The sequence below is a fragment of the Streptomyces sp. NPDC006326 genome, assembly GCF_040612915.1.
GTDB lineage: Bacteria > Actinomycetota > Actinomycetes > Streptomycetales > Streptomycetaceae > Streptomyces.
In genome coordinates this window covers 86,649-102,209 of record NZ_JBEXRC010000008.1, presented here as the reverse complement: position 1 = coordinate 102,209, position 15,561 = coordinate 86,649, and the positions used below count along the sequence as shown (strand labels likewise).

The 15,561-nt window shown below is 71.3% G+C and carries 12 protein-coding genes and 1 pseudogene; 8 read left to right on the top strand and 5 right to left on the bottom strand.

The window, feature by feature from the left end:
• Positions 1-30: 30 nt before the first annotated feature.
• Complete coding sequence (locus ABZ128_RS09090; RefSeq protein WP_356847057.1) at positions 31-666, top strand: XRE family transcriptional regulator; 636 nt, start codon at positions 31-33, stop codon at positions 664-666.
• Here ABZ128_RS09090 and ABZ128_RS09085 read toward each other — a convergent pair whose 3' ends face one another.
• The 3 genes from ABZ128_RS09085 to ABZ128_RS09075 all read right to left on the bottom strand — a co-directional run bounded on the left by ABZ128_RS09085 (position 667) and on the right by ABZ128_RS09075 (position 3,278).
• On the bottom strand, positions 667-1,206 hold the full coding sequence (locus ABZ128_RS09085) for a hypothetical protein (RefSeq protein ID WP_356847055.1): 540 nt from the start codon (positions 1,204-1,206) through the stop codon (positions 667-669).
• A 53-nt stretch (positions 1,207-1,259) separates the two neighbouring features.
• A complete protein-coding gene (locus tag ABZ128_RS09080) occupies positions 1,260-2,651 on the bottom strand; it encodes a cytochrome P450 (RefSeq protein ID WP_356847054.1) in 1,392 nt (463 codons plus the stop codon).
• A gap of 138 nt (positions 2,652-2,789) precedes the next feature.
• Positions 2,790-3,278, bottom strand: coding sequence for an NUDIX domain-containing protein (locus ABZ128_RS09075; RefSeq protein ID WP_356847052.1), 489 nt, complete (start codon positions 3,276-3,278; stop codon positions 2,790-2,792).
• A gap of 150 nt (positions 3,279-3,428) precedes the next feature.
• On the opposite strand from ABZ128_RS09075, the pseudogene ABZ128_RS09070 reads away from it, so the two are divergent.
• The 3 genes and pseudogenes from ABZ128_RS09070 to ABZ128_RS09060 form a co-directional block, all read left to right on the top strand.
• Positions 3,429-3,713, top strand: a pseudogene (locus ABZ128_RS09070) (hypothetical protein); the annotation flags it as partial.
• 132 nt (positions 3,714-3,845) lie between these two features.
• On the top strand, positions 3,846-4,388 hold the full coding sequence (locus tag ABZ128_RS09065; RefSeq protein ID WP_356847051.1) for a GNAT family protein: 543 nt from the start codon (positions 3,846-3,848) through the stop codon (positions 4,386-4,388).
• 128 nt (positions 4,389-4,516) lie between these two features.
• Positions 4,517-4,999 (top strand): hypothetical protein, encoded by a 483-nt coding sequence (locus tag ABZ128_RS09060; RefSeq protein ID WP_356847050.1) that lies wholly within the window; start codon positions 4,517-4,519, stop codon positions 4,997-4,999.
• 124 nt (positions 5,000-5,123) lie between these two features.
• Here the strand turns inward: ABZ128_RS09060 and ABZ128_RS09055 are convergent, their stop codons facing one another.
• Together ABZ128_RS09055 and ABZ128_RS09050 are read right to left on the bottom strand one after the other, a co-directional pair.
• On the bottom strand, positions 5,124-6,653 hold the full coding sequence (locus ABZ128_RS09055) for a UDP-N-acetylglucosamine 1-carboxyvinyltransferase (RefSeq protein ID WP_356847048.1): 1,530 nt from the start codon (positions 6,651-6,653) through the stop codon (positions 5,124-5,126).
• A 242-nt stretch (positions 6,654-6,895) separates the two neighbouring features.
• Positions 6,896-8,863 carry an amidohydrolase gene (locus ABZ128_RS09050; protein ID WP_356847046.1) on the bottom strand — a complete coding sequence of 656 codons (1,968 nt, stop codon included), beginning with the start codon at positions 8,861-8,863 and terminating at the stop codon, positions 6,896-6,898.
• A gap of 103 nt (positions 8,864-8,966) precedes the next feature.
• Here ABZ128_RS09050 and ABZ128_RS09045 point away from each other — a divergent pair, with 103 nt between their 5' ends.
• The 4 genes from ABZ128_RS09045 (at position 8,967) to ABZ128_RS09030 (ending at position 15,553) form a co-directional block, all read left to right on the top strand.
• On the top strand, positions 8,967-9,974 hold the full coding sequence (locus ABZ128_RS09045; protein WP_356847044.1) for a LacI family DNA-binding transcriptional regulator: 1,008 nt from the start codon (positions 8,967-8,969) through the stop codon (positions 9,972-9,974).
• Between the two features lie 154 nt (positions 9,975-10,128).
• Positions 10,129-12,846 carry an aconitate hydratase AcnA gene (gene acnA, locus ABZ128_RS09040; RefSeq protein WP_356847043.1) on the top strand — a complete coding sequence of 906 codons (2,718 nt, stop codon included), beginning with the start codon at positions 10,129-10,131 and terminating at the stop codon, positions 12,844-12,846.
• Positions 12,847-13,146: 300 nt separating this feature from the next.
• Complete coding sequence (ngcE, locus tag ABZ128_RS09035; protein ID WP_356847041.1) at positions 13,147-14,577, top strand: N-acetylglucosamine/diacetylchitobiose ABC transporter substrate-binding protein; 1,431 nt, start codon at positions 13,147-13,149, stop codon at positions 14,575-14,577.
• A gap of 31 nt (positions 14,578-14,608) precedes the next feature.
• A complete protein-coding gene (locus ABZ128_RS09030) occupies positions 14,609-15,553 on the top strand; it encodes a sugar ABC transporter permease (protein ID WP_356847039.1) in 945 nt (314 codons plus the stop codon).
• Positions 15,554-15,561 lie beyond the last annotated feature (8 nt).

Here is a 15,561-nt window from a genome sequence, read left to right as displayed (position 1 = left end):
AGTTTTGCGGAGACTGCAAAACTGGACCCCGTGGACACGGAACTGGAGCGGATACTCGACGGCATCGGCCCCCGCCTGCGCACCCTGCGCCGGGACCGCGCACTCACCCTGGAGGCGCTCGCGGACACGACCGGCATCTCGGTGAGCACGCTGTCCCGCCTCGAATCGGGCAAGCGGCGCCCGACCCTGGACCTGCTCATCCCGCTCGCGCGGGCCCACCGCGTGGCACTCGACCAGCTGGTGGCCGCCCCGGCCAGCGGGGACCCGCGGGTGCATCTGACGCCCCTGCACAAAGGGCACGGCAGCGTCCTGGTCCCCCTGACCCAGTACCCGGGCCGGGTGCAGGTGTTCAAGCAGGTGCTGGCGCCCCGCGAGCCGAAGCTGGTGACCCATCACGGCTACGAGTGGCTCTACGTCCTGGCCGGCGAGCTGCGCCTGATCCTCGGGGAGCGTGAATGCACCCTGCGCCCCGGCGAAGTGGCCGAGTTCGACACCCGGGAACCGCACTGGTTCGGCCCGGCGAACGACAGCGCGGTGGAGATCCTGCACCTGTTCGGCCCGCGGGGCGACCAGGCCGTGGTGCGCGAGGGGCCGACGGCGGCGGAGGCGGGCCCCGGGGCCCCACCGGAGCAGGGCTCGGGGTCCGCCTCCCGGGCCTGCCCCTGATCACGCCGGAGGCGGGTGCCGGAGCAGGGCCGCGCGCAGCCGGCTGGCGTCGGCGCGGGTGTTCATGCGCAGCGCGAGCCAGGAGCCGTCCGCGAAGGCCAGGTCCACCCGGGCCGTGCGGCGGCGCAGCCGGGGGACGGGGCGCAGGGTGCAGGAGGCGGCGTACGAGGCCCGGTCCGGATCCCCGCGCCCCCAGGGCGGCCGGACGGTGATCCTTCCCGGGCCGGCCCTGAAGGTGCCGTAGGGGCCCTCGGTCTCCGTGTGCCAGCGCGTCCAGTGGAAGCCGTGCAGGGCCAGGGCGAGCCGGCCCGCCTCGCTGTGCCAGCCGCCGCGCAGGGCCGGACCGTGGCAGAGCCGCCCGCAGAGCCGGGCGGCCCGCTCCAGGGGGTCGAGCAGCGCGGCCGCCGCGTCGGCGAGATCGTCCGGCAGGGCGGTCAGGAAGCGGATGAGGAAGAAACCCCCGAGCCGGCGCAGCAGGGGCGGCCGGGCCGGCGAGCCCGGCAGCAGCGCCCGGGCGGGCCGACGTACGAAAGGGGACAACCTCCCCGGAATCTCCTCATCCGAGTCCACCGGTCCATGATGGCCGCAGGCCCCTACCCGGCCAAGCTCCGGACCCGGCAGCGCGTCGGCCCCTGCGTCTGGAGGGTGATCCCGGCGCTGACCGGAACCTCGGTGTCCACGGCCTCGAACTCGTAGGCCCGCAGGATCATCGCCAGGGCGATCACCGACTCCAGCATCGAGAAGTGCTGCCCGATGCAGGCGCGCGGGCCGCCGCCGAACGGGAACCAGGCGTAGCGCGGACGGGCCGCCTCCGCCTCGGGGGTGAAGCGCTCCGGGTCGAAGCGGTCGGGATCCGGCCAGTACCGCGGGTGGCGGTGCGTCACCCACGGCGCCACCATGACGTCCGCGCCCGCCGGGACGAGGTGGCCGCCGATCTCGGTGGCGGCGACCGCGCTGCGCCCGATGACCGGCGCGGCCGGGAAGAGCCGCATGGCCTCCTTGAGGACCTGCGTGAGGTACGGGAGCCGGTCGAGGTCGGCGGCCCCGGGCGTACGGTCGCCCAGCACGCGGGAGATCTCCTCACGGGCCCGCTCCTGCTCCGCGGGGTGGCGGGCCAGCAGGTGCAGGGCGAAGGCGAGCGAGGTCGCGGTCGTCTCGTGGCCGGCCAGCAGGAAGATCAGCACCTGGTCCCGCAGCTCGGCGGCGTCGAACTCCCCGTCGTCCGAGCTGGTGGCGGCCGCCAGCAGGCTCAGCAGGTCCTCGCCCTGTGCGGAGTCGCCGCTGCGCCGCTCGGCGATGATCCGGTCGCACAGCGCGTACAGCTCCTCCGTCGCCGCGGCGGCCCGCCGGTTGGCCGGGGTCGGCCAGGTGCGCGGGACGTTGACGGGGGAGTAGCCGCGGCGCAGCACGTAGTCGGTGATGACCGGAAAGCACCGGTCGACGACCTCGACGGTGGCGTCCACGTCGGTCCCGAAGAGGATCCGGGACACCGCGCGCAGGGCGAGCCGCATCATCTCGTCGGAGACGTCGACGACATCGCCGGGGGCCTGCTCCCAGCGCGCGAGCACGGTCCGCGTCTCGGCGGCGACGGCAGCGGCGTAGCCGTCCACCCGGCGCTTGGTGAACAGCGGCTGCACCAGTCGGCGCTGGCGCAGGTAGTCCTCGTCCTGGCTGGTCAGCAGGCCGTTGCCGAAGGAGTCGCGGATCTCCTGGTAGAAGGCGTTATCCTTGCGGAAGTTGGCCGATTCCGAGGCCAGCACCTGCTGGGCGCCCTCGGCGGAGAACACGCAGTACAGCTCGGCCCGCAGGCCGGGCGGGCCCGCGGTGATCCGTACGACGTCCCCGTGCTGCTGCTGGGCGCGCAGGTAGGTGCCGAGCGAGTCCGATTTCAGGTCGAAGAGCGACCCGAGCAGGGGAACCCCCGCGAGTTCCGGGATCCTCGTACCGGTGGTGTGTGTGTCCGTGGTCCGTGCTTCGACTGCCATGGCCGCCCCCTCGACGCGGTGCGTACGGGCGTACGCACGGCCCCGATTCTGCCCGCCGGCCGCCGTCACCCGCCGGGGCCGGCCCGCCGACCGGCGCGAACCGGCCACGGGTTGCGGTCGCGGGGACGTCCCGCAGGGCTACCCCTCGATGTAGGCGACCCGGCCGGCCCGGCGCGCGGAGTCGATCGCGCGCAGGCGGGCGAAGCTGCCGGGCGTCATGAGGGCCTCCCATTCCGCCAGGGTGTGGACCCGCACCTCGTCGTGTTCCCGGGGGTCGAGGACGATGCCCGCGATCTGCTCGGGGGTGAGGGTGCCGCCGTCGAAGACGAAGCCGATGTGGTTGGCGGGCCACGCCTCGCCCCGGTGCCCGGTGAAATGCGTGCCGACCAGCTTCGGCTCCCCGCCGAAGAGGATGCCGGTCTCCTCCGCGCACTCCCGCACCGCGCACTCCCACGGTGTCTCCCCGGGGTCCATGGCGCCGCCGGGCCACTGCCACTCCTCGGGGGCGTAGGTGGCGCGCAGCTGGACCGGACGGCCGTCGGGGTCGGTGAAGTACAGGCAGGCGTAGCTGGTCGCCTGGGCGAGGGTCTTGATGTACTCCGCGGGCGGGAGCCAGGTGTCCGTCATACGCCCGAGCCTCACGGTCCGCCGCCCTCCCGGCCCTTCGAACCGGATCCGTCTCCCCCGGGTGGGGGAGGCGGATCCCTCCGGCGGGGGAGCCGCCGGGGTGGCGCCGGGGCCGATGCTGGGACTGCGGACGTGGAGGGGAGTCGGCCGATGGAGCGGTGGGACCGGATCGGACGAGGCGCGGCGTACGGGGCGGCCCTGGCGCTGACGCCGTATCTGCTGATCAAGGTGTCGTGGGTGGTGGGCTCGCTGCTGGGCCTGATCCCGGTGGGGGACGGCTTCGGCCTGGCCGGCTGGGTGGTGCTGAACCTGGTGACCGTCGGCATGGCCGGGATCGGCATCCCGCCGGCGCTCGCGCTGGTGCGGCCGTGGGGGATGCGCATACCGGGGTGGCTGGTGGTCTTCTGCGGCTGGGCGGGCTCCGGCTTCCTCCTCAACGCCGCCGCCACCCTGGCAAGCGCGGTCATGCTGCGGCGGCTCGCTGCCTTGCACGGGGGTGGGGCAGCGGCGGGTGCCGGGCCGCTTATTGGTTTGCCGCCTCGCGGTCCGGCCGGATAGGAAGCTCGCATGCTAAGAGGCGGCAAGGTCGGGCTCAGGGCCCGGCACGAGGACGACATCCCGGTCCTGCGGGCCGAGTTGTACGACGACGTGGTCAACTCGGCGCGGGCCGAAAGCAGGCCGTGGCGGCCGCTCACGCCCGGCTCGAAGGATCCGCGGCTCGTGGTGGACGACACCGAGCAGGGGCACGTCCCGTTCTCCGTGGTGGAACTGGACGGCGGCACGCTGGTCGGTACCGCAACGCTGTGGGGCATCGACACCCACAACCGCACCGCGCACATCGGGCTGGGGCTGCTGCCGTCCTCCCGCGGGAAGGGCTACGGCACCGACGTGGTCGCCGTCCTGTGCCACTACGGTTTCGTCGTGCGCGGCCTGCACCGGCTGCAGATCGAGACGCTGTCGGACAACACCGCGATGCTGCGCTCCGCCGAACGCAACGGCTTCGTCCGCGAGGGCGTGCTGCGCTCCTCGGCCTGGGTGCTGGGCGAGTTCCTGGACGAGGTGCTGCTGGGACTCCTCGCCGAGGACTGGAAGCAGGACGCGAAGACATAGGCCGCCGTGTCCGAGTCTCGCCCAAACGGCTGCGAACGGGCTGAAGAGGCGGGAGGCTGAGAGGACACGTCGAGGCTGGCCGCCGCCTCTCGGCACGCGCGGGGGAGGGCACAGTGGAGAGCGCGACCATGTCTGCCGTGATCGCGGCCGTTGCAGCGGTGGTCGGAGGCCTCCTGACGGCGTTCGCCACACGGTCGGTGGAACGGCTGCGGCTGCGGGCCAGTCTGCTGGAGAAGGCGCAGGAACGACGGCTGGCCGGCATCGAGGGCTTCATGCTGGCGACGAGCCTGTGGATGGACTGGCTCACGTACATCCAGGAGACGGGCTGGGAAAACAAGCAGGAGGAGTTGAACCGCCGGGTCCGCGCCCGCGACGAAGCGTATCGAAGGCTGCTGCTCCTGGCGTCGGACGAGCTGTACCGGTGGTTGAAAGACCACTACCTGCCCGCGGAGCACCTGGTGCGCCGGACCTACGTGCGTCAGCTGCGGAGCGGTGTGGAGGTCGACGAGCCGGCGTTGGCGGCCCGGCGGGCCTTCAACTCCATGCTGAGGGACGACCTCGTGGACATGGTGCGGCCGGAGATCCACACCCTGCGCAACCCCCTGGGCTAGGCCCCGGCCGGCGGTCCGGGCAGACCGCGGAGGGCCGTCGACGGGTCTTCCGCACAGGCGGGGACTCCGGCGACGGCCCACAGGCGGCCCGGCAGGACGGGAATCCGCCCTGACTGCGGCTCGCTCAGATGTCGCGGAAGATTTCGATCTGGGCGCCCACCGAGTTGAGGCGTTCGGCCAGTTCCTCGTAGCCGCGGTTGATGACGTAGACGTTGCGCAGGACCGAGGTGCCCTCCGCCGCCATCATCGCGAGGAGGACGACCACCGCCGGGCGCAGGGCCGGGGGGCACATCATTTCGGCCGCGCGCCAGCGGGTCGGGCCCTCGACCAGGACGCGGTGGGGGTCGAGGAGTTGGAGACGGCCGCCCAGGCGGTTCAGGTCCGTCAGGTAGATCGCCCGGTTGTCGTACACCCAGTCGTGGATCAGGGTCTGGCCCTGGGCGGTGGCGGCGATGGCCGCGAAGAACGGGACGTTGTCGATGTTGAGCCCGGGGAACGGCATCGGGTGGATCTTGTCGATCGGGGCTTCCAGCTTCGACGGGCGGACCGTCAGGTCGACCAGGCGGGTGCGGCCGTTGTCGGCCGTGTACTCCGCCGAGCGGTCGTGGTCCAGGCCCATCTCCTCCAGGACCGCGAGCTCGATCTCCATGAACTCGATCGGGACCCGCCGGATGGTCAGCTCCGATTCCGTGACCACCGCGGCGGCGAGCAGGCTCATCGCCTCGACCGGGTCCTCGGAGGGGGAGTAGTCCACGTCCACGTCGATGGTCGGGACGCCGTGCACGGTCAGGGTGGTGGTGCCGATGCCGTCGACGCGGACGCCGAGTGCCTCCAGGAAGAAGCACAGGTCCTGGACCATGTAGTTGGAGGACGCGTTGCGGATGACCGTGACGCCGTCGTGCCGGGCGGCGGCCAGCAGGGCGTTCTCGGTGACCGTGTCCCCGCGCTCGGTGAGCACGATCGGGCGGTCGGGGCAGACCCCGGACTCGACCTTGGCGTGGTAGATGCCCTCGGTCGCGGTGATGTCCAGGCCGAAGCGGCGCAGGGCGATCATGTGCGGCTCGATGGTGCGGGTGCCCAGGTCGCAGCCTCCGGCGTACGGCAGGCGGAACTGGTCCATCCGGTGCAGCAGGGGGCCCAGGAACATGATGATGCTCCGGGTCCGGACCGCCGCCTCCGCGTCGATGGAGTCCATGTCGAGCCGGGCCGGCGGGACCAGCTCCAGGTCGACGCCGTCGTTGATCCAGCGGGTGCGGACGCCGATGGAGTTCAGGACTTCGAGGAGCCGGTAGACCTCCTCGATGCGGGCGACGCGCCGCAGTACCGTACGGCCCTTGTTCAGCAGCGAGGCGCACAGCAGGGCCACGCAGGCGTTCTTGCTCGTCTTGACGTCGATCGCACCCGACAGGCGGCGCCCGCCGACGACGCGCAGGTGCATCGGGCCGGCATAGCCGAGAGAGACGATTTCGCTGTCGAGTGCTTCACCGATGCGGGCAATCATCTCAAGGCTGATGTTCTGGTTGCCGCGCTCGATCCGGTTCACGGCGCTCTGGCTGGTGGCCAGTGCCTCCGCCAGCTGACTCTGCGTCCAGCCCCGGTGTTGCCGGGCGTCACGGATGAGCTTGCCGATGCGTACGAGGTAGTCGTCTGCCATGGATGCACCGTATCTCAGATATGAGATGAGTCCTGCGTCGGGTGTGGCGGACGGGTGTTACCCGCCGTCAGATCCCATGGTGGGGCCGCCGGGCGCGTCCTGCGCGATGAGCGAGGACAAAGCGCGCAGGGGCGTCAAATCGCCTCAAAGGTGACCGGTGCCGCGTCATGCTCTTCGCCACCGTCCCGCTTCGTACCCTTTGCGGGCGTCTGCCGGTTCGGTTATACGGAGCGTCCGGCCGCTCAGCGCCGGCCACCGGCTCCCGCACCGGCGCCCGCGTTGCAGCCGCAGGCCGCGTGCCGGCCCGCGCCGTGCACCGTCGCGTACGAGGCCGGGCGCGGTCCGGATGCGGCGCGGGCCACCCGGGCGGCCGCCGCACGCCCCGCCGCCGACTCCGCGTCGTGCACCACCCGCCCGCCGACCAGCGTCAGGCGGACCCCGGTCCCGCTGATGTCGGCCACCGGACAGCGGGTCACATCCCGATCCAGTACCACCAGGTCGGCCGCCTTGCCGGGCTCCACCGTCCCGGTCAGGGCGTCCTGGCGCAGCTGCCAGGCCGTCCCCGCCGTGTGCATCCGCAGCACCGAGGCGCGGCCGAGCCCCTCGCGCTCCGGGTACAGCTGCCCGGCCCCGTACGCCCCCTGCCGGTCGATCGCGGTCCGCAGCTGGTTCCACACCTGGAGCGCGTCCACCGGCCAGTCGGAACCGCCCGTCAGCCGGGCGCCCGCCTTCTCCAGGCTGCGCGCCGGGTACAGCCGGCGGTGCCGCTCCGGCCCGATGTACGGGAGCAGCGCCTCCACCGTCCAGGTGTCCCGCGCCGCCCACTGGAGCTGCATGCAGGCCGCCACGCCCAGTTGCGCGAAGCGCCGCAGGTCGGCCGGGTCGACCAGCTGGAGGTGGGCGATCGCGTTGCGTGCGTCGCGCTGTCCGGTGGTGCGGCGGGCGTACGCGTAGCCGTCCAGGGCCGTGCGGACCGCCCGGTCGCCCAGCCCGTGGGCGTGCATCTGCCAGCCGGCCCGGTTGAAGGCCGCGGTCAGCCGTCCGTAGTCGGCCGCCGAGGTGTAGAGCTCGCCCCGGTTGGCGGTCGGTCTGCCGTCGCCGTCCAGGTAGGGGTCCAGCAGCGCGGCCGTCTGCGCCGGGTACTCGATGACCCCGTCGAGGAAGACCTTGACCGTGCCGAACCGGAGCCCCCGCACCCCCTCGAACTCCCGCCGCAGCTCACGGGCGTAGGCCAGGGCGGCCGCCGGGTCCTCGGCCTGGCCGGCGTCCAGCCGGATCGCCGGCACGATCCGCTGGGGCAGCTTCCCGGCCCCGGCCAGGTCCTGGTAGAGCTCCAGCTCGTGCCGCCCCACCAGGGCGTCCATCATCGTGGTGACACCGGATGCGGCGGCGAGCTGCAGCGCCGCCGCGCAGGCGGCGACCAGCTCCGCCCGCGAGGGCTGCGGGATGTGCCGTTTCACCAGGTCCTGCGCGTCGTCCTTGAGGACACCCGTCGGCTGCCCGTCGGGCCCCTTCACGATCCGGCCGCCGACCGGGTCGGGGGTGGCCGCGGTGATCCCGGCGATCTCCAGGGCCCGCCGGTTGACCCACAGGTTGTGCCCGTCACCGCCGACCAGGGCGACCGGCCGCCGGGTCGCGAGGGCGTCCAGGACCGTGTGGTGCGGGGTGGTCCCGGTCGGCAGCAGCCCGACCGGGTTCCAGTCCTCCACGACCAGCCAGCGGTCCGGCTCGGCGTCCGCGCCCCCGGTGTCGGCGAGAAAACCGGACAGCAGCGCCCGCAGCTCCGCCGCCGTCGTCTCCGCCCCCTCCAGCGAGGGCCGCAGCGACCGGTCGCCCGCGCCCAGGGGGTGCACGTGCCCGTCGTGGATCCCGCTCATCACGGTGTTCCCGCCCGCGTCGACGACCTCGGTGTCGCGGCCCGCGTACCGGCGCAGCGACGCCCCGCTCCCGGTGGCGAGGATCCGGCCGTCCCGCCCGACGGCGACGGCCTCCGCGGGCGCGCCGCCCCCGGCCGCCCCGGTGAACACCCGGGCGTTGCGGATCACCAGGGCGGCGGTCCCACGCCCCGGGGAGGCGGTGGCCGCTCCGCTCCCCGGGGAGGCGGCGGCCGCCGCCGTCCCCGCCCCGAACAGGCCGGTCGCGCCGGCGGCGCCGGCGGCCGCGAGGAGTCCCCGCCGGGACAGGGCGGGGGACGGGGACGAAGGGGTCATGGCCACTCCAGACGTCGGATGGGGGTGGGGGTGGCCAGGACACTGTTTGGTTAATCCCTTAACCGGAACCCGCCGCGGCCGACGGAATCCGTACGATGTCCGCGTGCCCGGGCCCGGACCGACCCCGACCATCGCCGACATCGCGCGCGCCGCGGAGGTCTCCACCGCGACCGTCTCGCACGCCCTCAACGGAACCGGCCGCCTCGGCGACTCCACCCGGCGCCGGGTCCGCGAGATGGCGGCCGCCCTCGGGTACGGCGCCCGCCGCGGCCCCCGTACCCGCACCCTCGGCCTCGCGGTCACCACCTACGCCGGATCGGCCTGGGACTTCGCGCGGATCGCCTATTTCTCCCGGCTGCTCACCGCCGCCACCTCCGCCGCCCACGCCCACGGCTACGCCCTGACCACCCTGCCCGCGGAGCGCGGCGGCGAGCCGCTGTGGCACACCCTGGCGGTGGACGGGATGCTGCTGCTCGACAGCCCGGAAGGCGATCCGGTGCTGCGCGCGCTGCGGGCCCGCGGCCTGCCGGTGGTCTTCGACGGCCGCCCGGCCGAGCCCCGGCCCGGGGACGTGTGGGTGGACAACGACCACGAGGCCGCCACCCGCGAGGTGCTCGACCACCTCGCCGCCTCCGGGGCCCGGCGCATAGCCCTGCACTCCGGCTACGGCCGGGAGTTCTACACCGGCGCCGTCACCTCGGCCTACGCGCGGTGGTGCGCCGAACGGGGCCTGACCCCGCTGGTGGTCCCCTTCGACCCCGACGACGCGCCGGGGCACGCCTTCGACGGGGTGTTCGGCGCGCCGGGCCGGCCCGACGCCGTGTACTGCGTGTACGACCCGGGCGGGCGCCAGGTGCTGGCCGCCGCCGCCCGCCACGGAATCCGTACGCCGGCGGACCTCCTGCTGGTCTGCGCCAGCGAGGATCCCGCATACGCCGAACACGAGCCCGCCGTGACCACCGTCACGCTGAATCCGGAGCGGATCGCGGTGTCCGCGGTGTCCGCGCTGGTCATGCTGATCGAATCCGGGCATGCGGAACCGGCGGGACAGTGGACCGTCCCGGCAGGCCTGCGGGTGCGCGCCTCGTCGCTCCGCCCGGACATGTACTAGAGTTATCTCGACATCGAGATATCTGCCGAAGGCGAACCGCAGCCGCCCCCGCAGGTAAGGGCTACCTAACTTAGCCTGACCTTAGCGGATTGGCCATGGGGCGTGGCGGCAGGATGCGGTAAACGCGCGAATTTCATGCATGAAGGAGACTGTCGTGTCGGCGAACAGCTTCGACGCCCGCAGCACGCTGCAGGTGGGCGACGAGTCGTACGAGATCTTCCGGCTGGACAAGGTGGAGGGCTCGGCCCGCCTTCCCTACAGCCTGAAGGTGCTGCTGGAGAACCTGCTCCGCACCGAGGACGGCGCGAACATCACCGCCGACCACATCCGGGCGCTCGGCGGCTGGGACTCCCAGGCCCAGCCCAGCCAGGAGATCCAGTTCACGCCGGCCCGCGTGATCATGCAGGACTTCACCGGCGTCCCCTGCGTCGTGGACCTCGCCACCATGCGTGAGGCCGTGAAGGCCCTCGGCGGCGACCCGTCCAAGATCAACCCGCTGGCCCCGGCCGAGCTGGTCATCGACCACTCCGTCATCGCCGACAAGTTCGGCACCCCCGACGCGTTCACCCAGAACGTGGAGCTGGAGTACGGCCGCAACAAGGAGCGCTACCAGTTCCTGCGCTGGGGCCAGACCGCCTTCGACGAGTTCAAGGTCGTCCCCCCGGGCACCGGCATCGTCCACCAGGTCAACATCGAGCACCTGGCCCGCACCGTCATGGTCCGTAACGGCCAGGCCTACCCCGACACCCTCGTCGGCACCGACTCGCACACCACCATGGTCAACGGCCTCGGCGTGCTGGGCTGGGGCGTCGGCGGCATCGAGGCCGAGGCCGCCATGCTCGGCCAGCCGGTCTCCATGCTGATCCCGCGCGTGGTCGGCTTCAAGCTGACCGGCGAGCTGCCGACCGGCACCACCGCCACCGACCTGGTGCTGACCATCACCGAGATGCTGCGCAAGCACGGTGTGGTCGGCAAGTTCGTCGAGTTCTACGGTGAGGGCGTCGCCGCCACCTCCCTCGCGAACCGCGCCACCATCGGCAACATGTCGCCGGAGTTCGGCTCCACCGCCGCGATCTTCCCGATCGACGGCGAGACGCTGAAGTACCTCAAGCTCACCGGCCGCTCCGAGCAGCAGGTCGCGCTCGTCGAGGCGTACGCCAAGGAGCAGGGCCTGTGGCTGGACCCGGCCGCCGAGCCGGACTTCTCCGAGAAGCTGGAGCTCGACCTCTCCACCGTCGTCCCCTCCATCGCCGGCCCCAAGCGCCCGCAGGACCGCATCGTGCTGGCCAACGCCGCCGAGCAGTTCGCCCAGGACGTGCGCAACTACGTCGACGACGTGGACGAGGCGGGCAAGGAGTCCTTCCCGGCCTCCGACGCCCCGGCGAACCACCCGAACGGCGCCCCGTCGAAGCCGACCCTGGTCACCATGGCCGACGGCTCCTCCTTCGAGATCGACCACGGCGCCGTCACCGTCGCCGCGATCACCTCCTGCACCAACACCTCGAACCCCTACGTCATGGTCGCCGCGGCGCTCGTGGCCAAGAAGGCGGTCGAGAAGGGCCTGACCCGCAAGCCGTGGGTCAAGACCACCCTGGCCCCGGGCTCGAAGGTCGTCACCGACTACTTCGACAAGGCCGGCCTCACGCCGTACCTGGACAAGATCGGCTTCAACCTCGTCGGCTACGGCTGCACCACCTGCATCGGCAACTCCGGTCCGCTGGACGAGGAGATCTCGAAGGCGATCAACGAGCACGACCTCGCGGTCACCTCGGTGCTCTCCGGCAACCGCAACTTCGAGGGCCGGATCAACCCCGACGTCAAGATGAACTACCTGGCCTCCCCGCCGCTGGTCGTCGCGTACGCCATCGCGGGCTCCATGAAGGTGGACATCACCAAGGACGCCATCGGCATCGACACCGAGGGCAAGCCGGTCTACCTCCAGGACATCTGGCCCTCCGAGGCCGAGGTCAACGACGTCGTGGCGAACGCCATCGGCGAGGACATGTTCAACAAGTCCTACCAGGACGTCTTCGCGGGCGACGCCCAGTGGCAGGCGCTGCCGATCCCGACCGGCAACACCTTCGAGTGGGACCCGCAGTCCACCTACGTGCGCAAGCCCCCCTACTTCGAGGGCATGACCATGGAGACCACCCCGGTCTCCGACATCACCGGCGCCCGCGTGCTGGCGAAGCTGGGCGACTCGGTCACCACCGACCACATCTCCCCGGCCGGTGCGATCAAGGCCGACACCCCGGCCGGCCAGTACCTGACGGAGCACGGCGTCGAGCGCCGCGACTTCAACTCGTACGGTTCCCGCCGCGGCAACCACGAGGTCATGATCCGCGGTACGTTCGCCAACATCCGCCTGCGCAACCAGATCGCGCCGGGCACCGAGGGCGGCTTCACCCGCGACTTCACGCAGGAGGGCGCTCCGGTCGCCTTCATCTACGACGCGTCGCAGAACTACCAGGCCGCCGGCATCCCGCTGGTCATCCTGGCGGGCAAGGAGTACGGCTCCGGCTCGTCCCGCGACTGGGCGGCCAAGGGCACCGCGCTGCTCGGCGTCAAGGCCGTCATCGCCGAGTCCTACGAGCGCATCCACCGCTCGAACCTGATCGGCATGGGCGTCCTGCCCCTGCAGTTCCCGGAGGGCGCCTCGGCGGCCGCGCTGGGCCTCACCGGCGAGGAGACCTTCTCCTTCACCGGTGTGGAGGAGCTGAACAACGGCACCACCCCGCGCACCGTCAAGGTCACCACCGACACGGGTGTGGAGTTCGACGCGGTCGTCCGCATCGACACCCCCGGTGAGGCGGACTACTACCGCAACGGCGGCATCATGCAGTACGTGCTGCGCAACCTCATCCGCGGCTAGTCGCACCAGCGGCACCAGCGGCACCAAAGGGCCGTATCCCCGTCAAGGGGGTACGGCCCTTCCGCTTATTTGGCCGGAAGGCAGGTTTCGGGGAGGTCTCAACTCGGAAAAGCTGACGGACATCCGTGCGCATGATCTTGCTCACGCGAACGGAAGTGGACTATACCTGTGCGCGTCCGGCCCGCCGCGCTGAGAACGGCACCGGACCGGGGGATGGGCGGGGAGCTGCGGTGATGTCCGTGTGCACGGCAACCGCCGTGTTTTTCCGGCCTCCTTCACACTTCTGACGAAGGCGAGGACATGAGCATGGGATCCACTGGTGACGGTCTCGGCCGCCGCGACCTGATCAAGCGCTCCGCAGCACTCGGCCTGATCGCCGTGCCGACGATGGGCTTCCTGTCCGCCTGCGCCTCCGGCGGCGAGGAGACCACGAAGGGACCGGGCAAGGCGCCGGTGACCAAGGAGAACCCGTTCGGCGTCAACAAGGGCGGCAAGCTGGACGTCGTCGTCTTCAAGGGCGGGTTCGGCGACGACTACGCGAAGGCCTGGGAGGCCGCCTTCGACAAGAAGTGGGGCACGACCAGCTCCCACCTGGGCACCCAGGAGATCGCCGCCAAGCTCCAGCCGCGCTTCAACGGCGGCAACCCGCCGGACGTCGTCGACGACTCCGGCGCCCAGCAGATCAAGATCGACGTCCTCGCCAAGGGCGGCCAGCTCGCCGAGCTCACCCCGGTGCTCGACGCGCCCTCGCTCGACGACCCCGCCAAGAAGATCCGGGACATGCTGATCCCCGGCACCGTGGAACAGGGCACCCAGGGCGGCAAGTTCGTCGCCCTCTACTACGTGTACACGGTCTACGGCTTCTGGTACTCGGGCAAGCTCTTCAAGGAGAAGGGCTGGACCGAGCCGAAGACCTGGGACCAGTTCCTGGACATCTGCACCAAGGCCAGGGACGCCGGCATCGGCGGCCTCGCCCACCAGGGCAAGTACCCGTACTACATCAATGTCGTCATCATGGACCTGATCGCCAAGAAGGGCGGCCTGGAGGCCATGAAGGCGATCGACAACCTCGAACCGAACGCCTTCGAGGGCAACCCCGCAGCCCTCGCCGCGGTCGAGGCGGTCTACGAGATCGTCGAGAAGGGCCTGCTGATGGCGGGCACCAACGGCCTCACCCACACGGAGTCCCAGACCGCCTGGAACCAGTACAAGGCGGCCTTCATCCCCTCCGGCTCCTGGCTGGAGAACGAGCAGCTCAAGCAGACCCCGGAGGACTTCGACATGAAGTTCCTGCCGATCCCGCTGCTCGCCGACAGCAAGCTCCCCTTCGAGGCCATCCGGGCCGGCGCCGGCGAACCCTTCATCGTCCCGGAGAAGGCCGCCAACAAGGCCGCGGGCCTGGAGTTCCTGCGCTCGATGCTGTCGCGCGAATGGTCGACCCTCTTCGCCCAGCAGGCCAACTCCCTCACCGTGGTCAAGGACGGCGTGGCCCCCGGCGTCAAGCTGCGCCCGGGTACCGCCTCGGCGGTGGCGGCCGTCAAGGCGGCCGGCGAGAACACCTTCAACTACCTCTACCCCGACTGGTACAGCGAGATGGACACCGAGATCCAGAACGCGTCCAATGAGCTGATGGCTAAGCGGATCCAGCCAAAGGAATGGATCAAGCGGGCCCAGGCTGCGGTAGACAAGGCTGCGAAGGACCCCAACGCGAAGAACAACCGCCGCAGCTGACGCCGGGGACGGACACCGTGGGACGGACACCATGAGCCAAGTAGCCCAGAGCGGAGGACGGGCCGGCTTCATCACCGGCTTCCTCGTCCTTCCGCTCGCCCTGTACCTGACGTTCGTCATCTGGCCGTACATCCAGACGTTCGGCTATTCGTTCACCAACTGGTCGGGGCAGTCGCCGACGTTCGATTTCGTCGGTCTCGACAACTACGCGGCCCTGCTGGAGGACGATGTCTTCCGCGGCGCCCTGTGGCACAACCTGCTGCTCCTGGTGTTCGTCCCCACGGTCACGATCCTGCTCGCCCTCTTCTTCGCGTTCATGGTGAACGCGGGAGGGCGCAGCGGGGCCGGCGGGGTGCGCGGGGTCCGCGGGTCCGGCATCTACAAGATCGTCTACTTCTTCCCCCAGGTCCTCTCGCTGGCCATCCTCGCGGTCCTCTTCGGCGCCGTGTACCGCAGCGACGAGGGCGGCCTCCTCAACGGCTTCCTCGCCCGGCTGGGCCTCGTCGACCCGGCCCACCCCGTCGAATGGCTGAACCGGCCGAACCTCGTGCTGTGGTGCCTGCTCCTGGTGGTGGTCTGGCACGGCGTCGGCTTCTACCTGGTCCTCTTCTCGGCCGCCATGCAGTCCGTACCGAAGGACGTCTACGAGGCCGCCCTGCTCGACGGCGCGGGGCGCGCCCAGACCTTCCTCAAGGTCACCCTGCCCCTGCTGTGGGACTCCGTGCAGACGTCCGCGGTCTACCTCGGGATCGCCGCGATGGACATGTTCGTCCTGGTGTCGACGATGACTTCCGGCCAGTTCGGCGGCGGCCCCGACCACCACAGCGAGGTCATGGCCACCGTGCTGATGCGCAACTTCCTGTACTTCGGCAAGAGCGGCTACGCCTGCGCCATGGGCGTGGTCATGCTCGTCCTGACCATGATCCTCTCCGTCGTCACGCTGCGCGCCACCCGCCGCGAGCGCATCGAGTTCTGAGCGGGAGA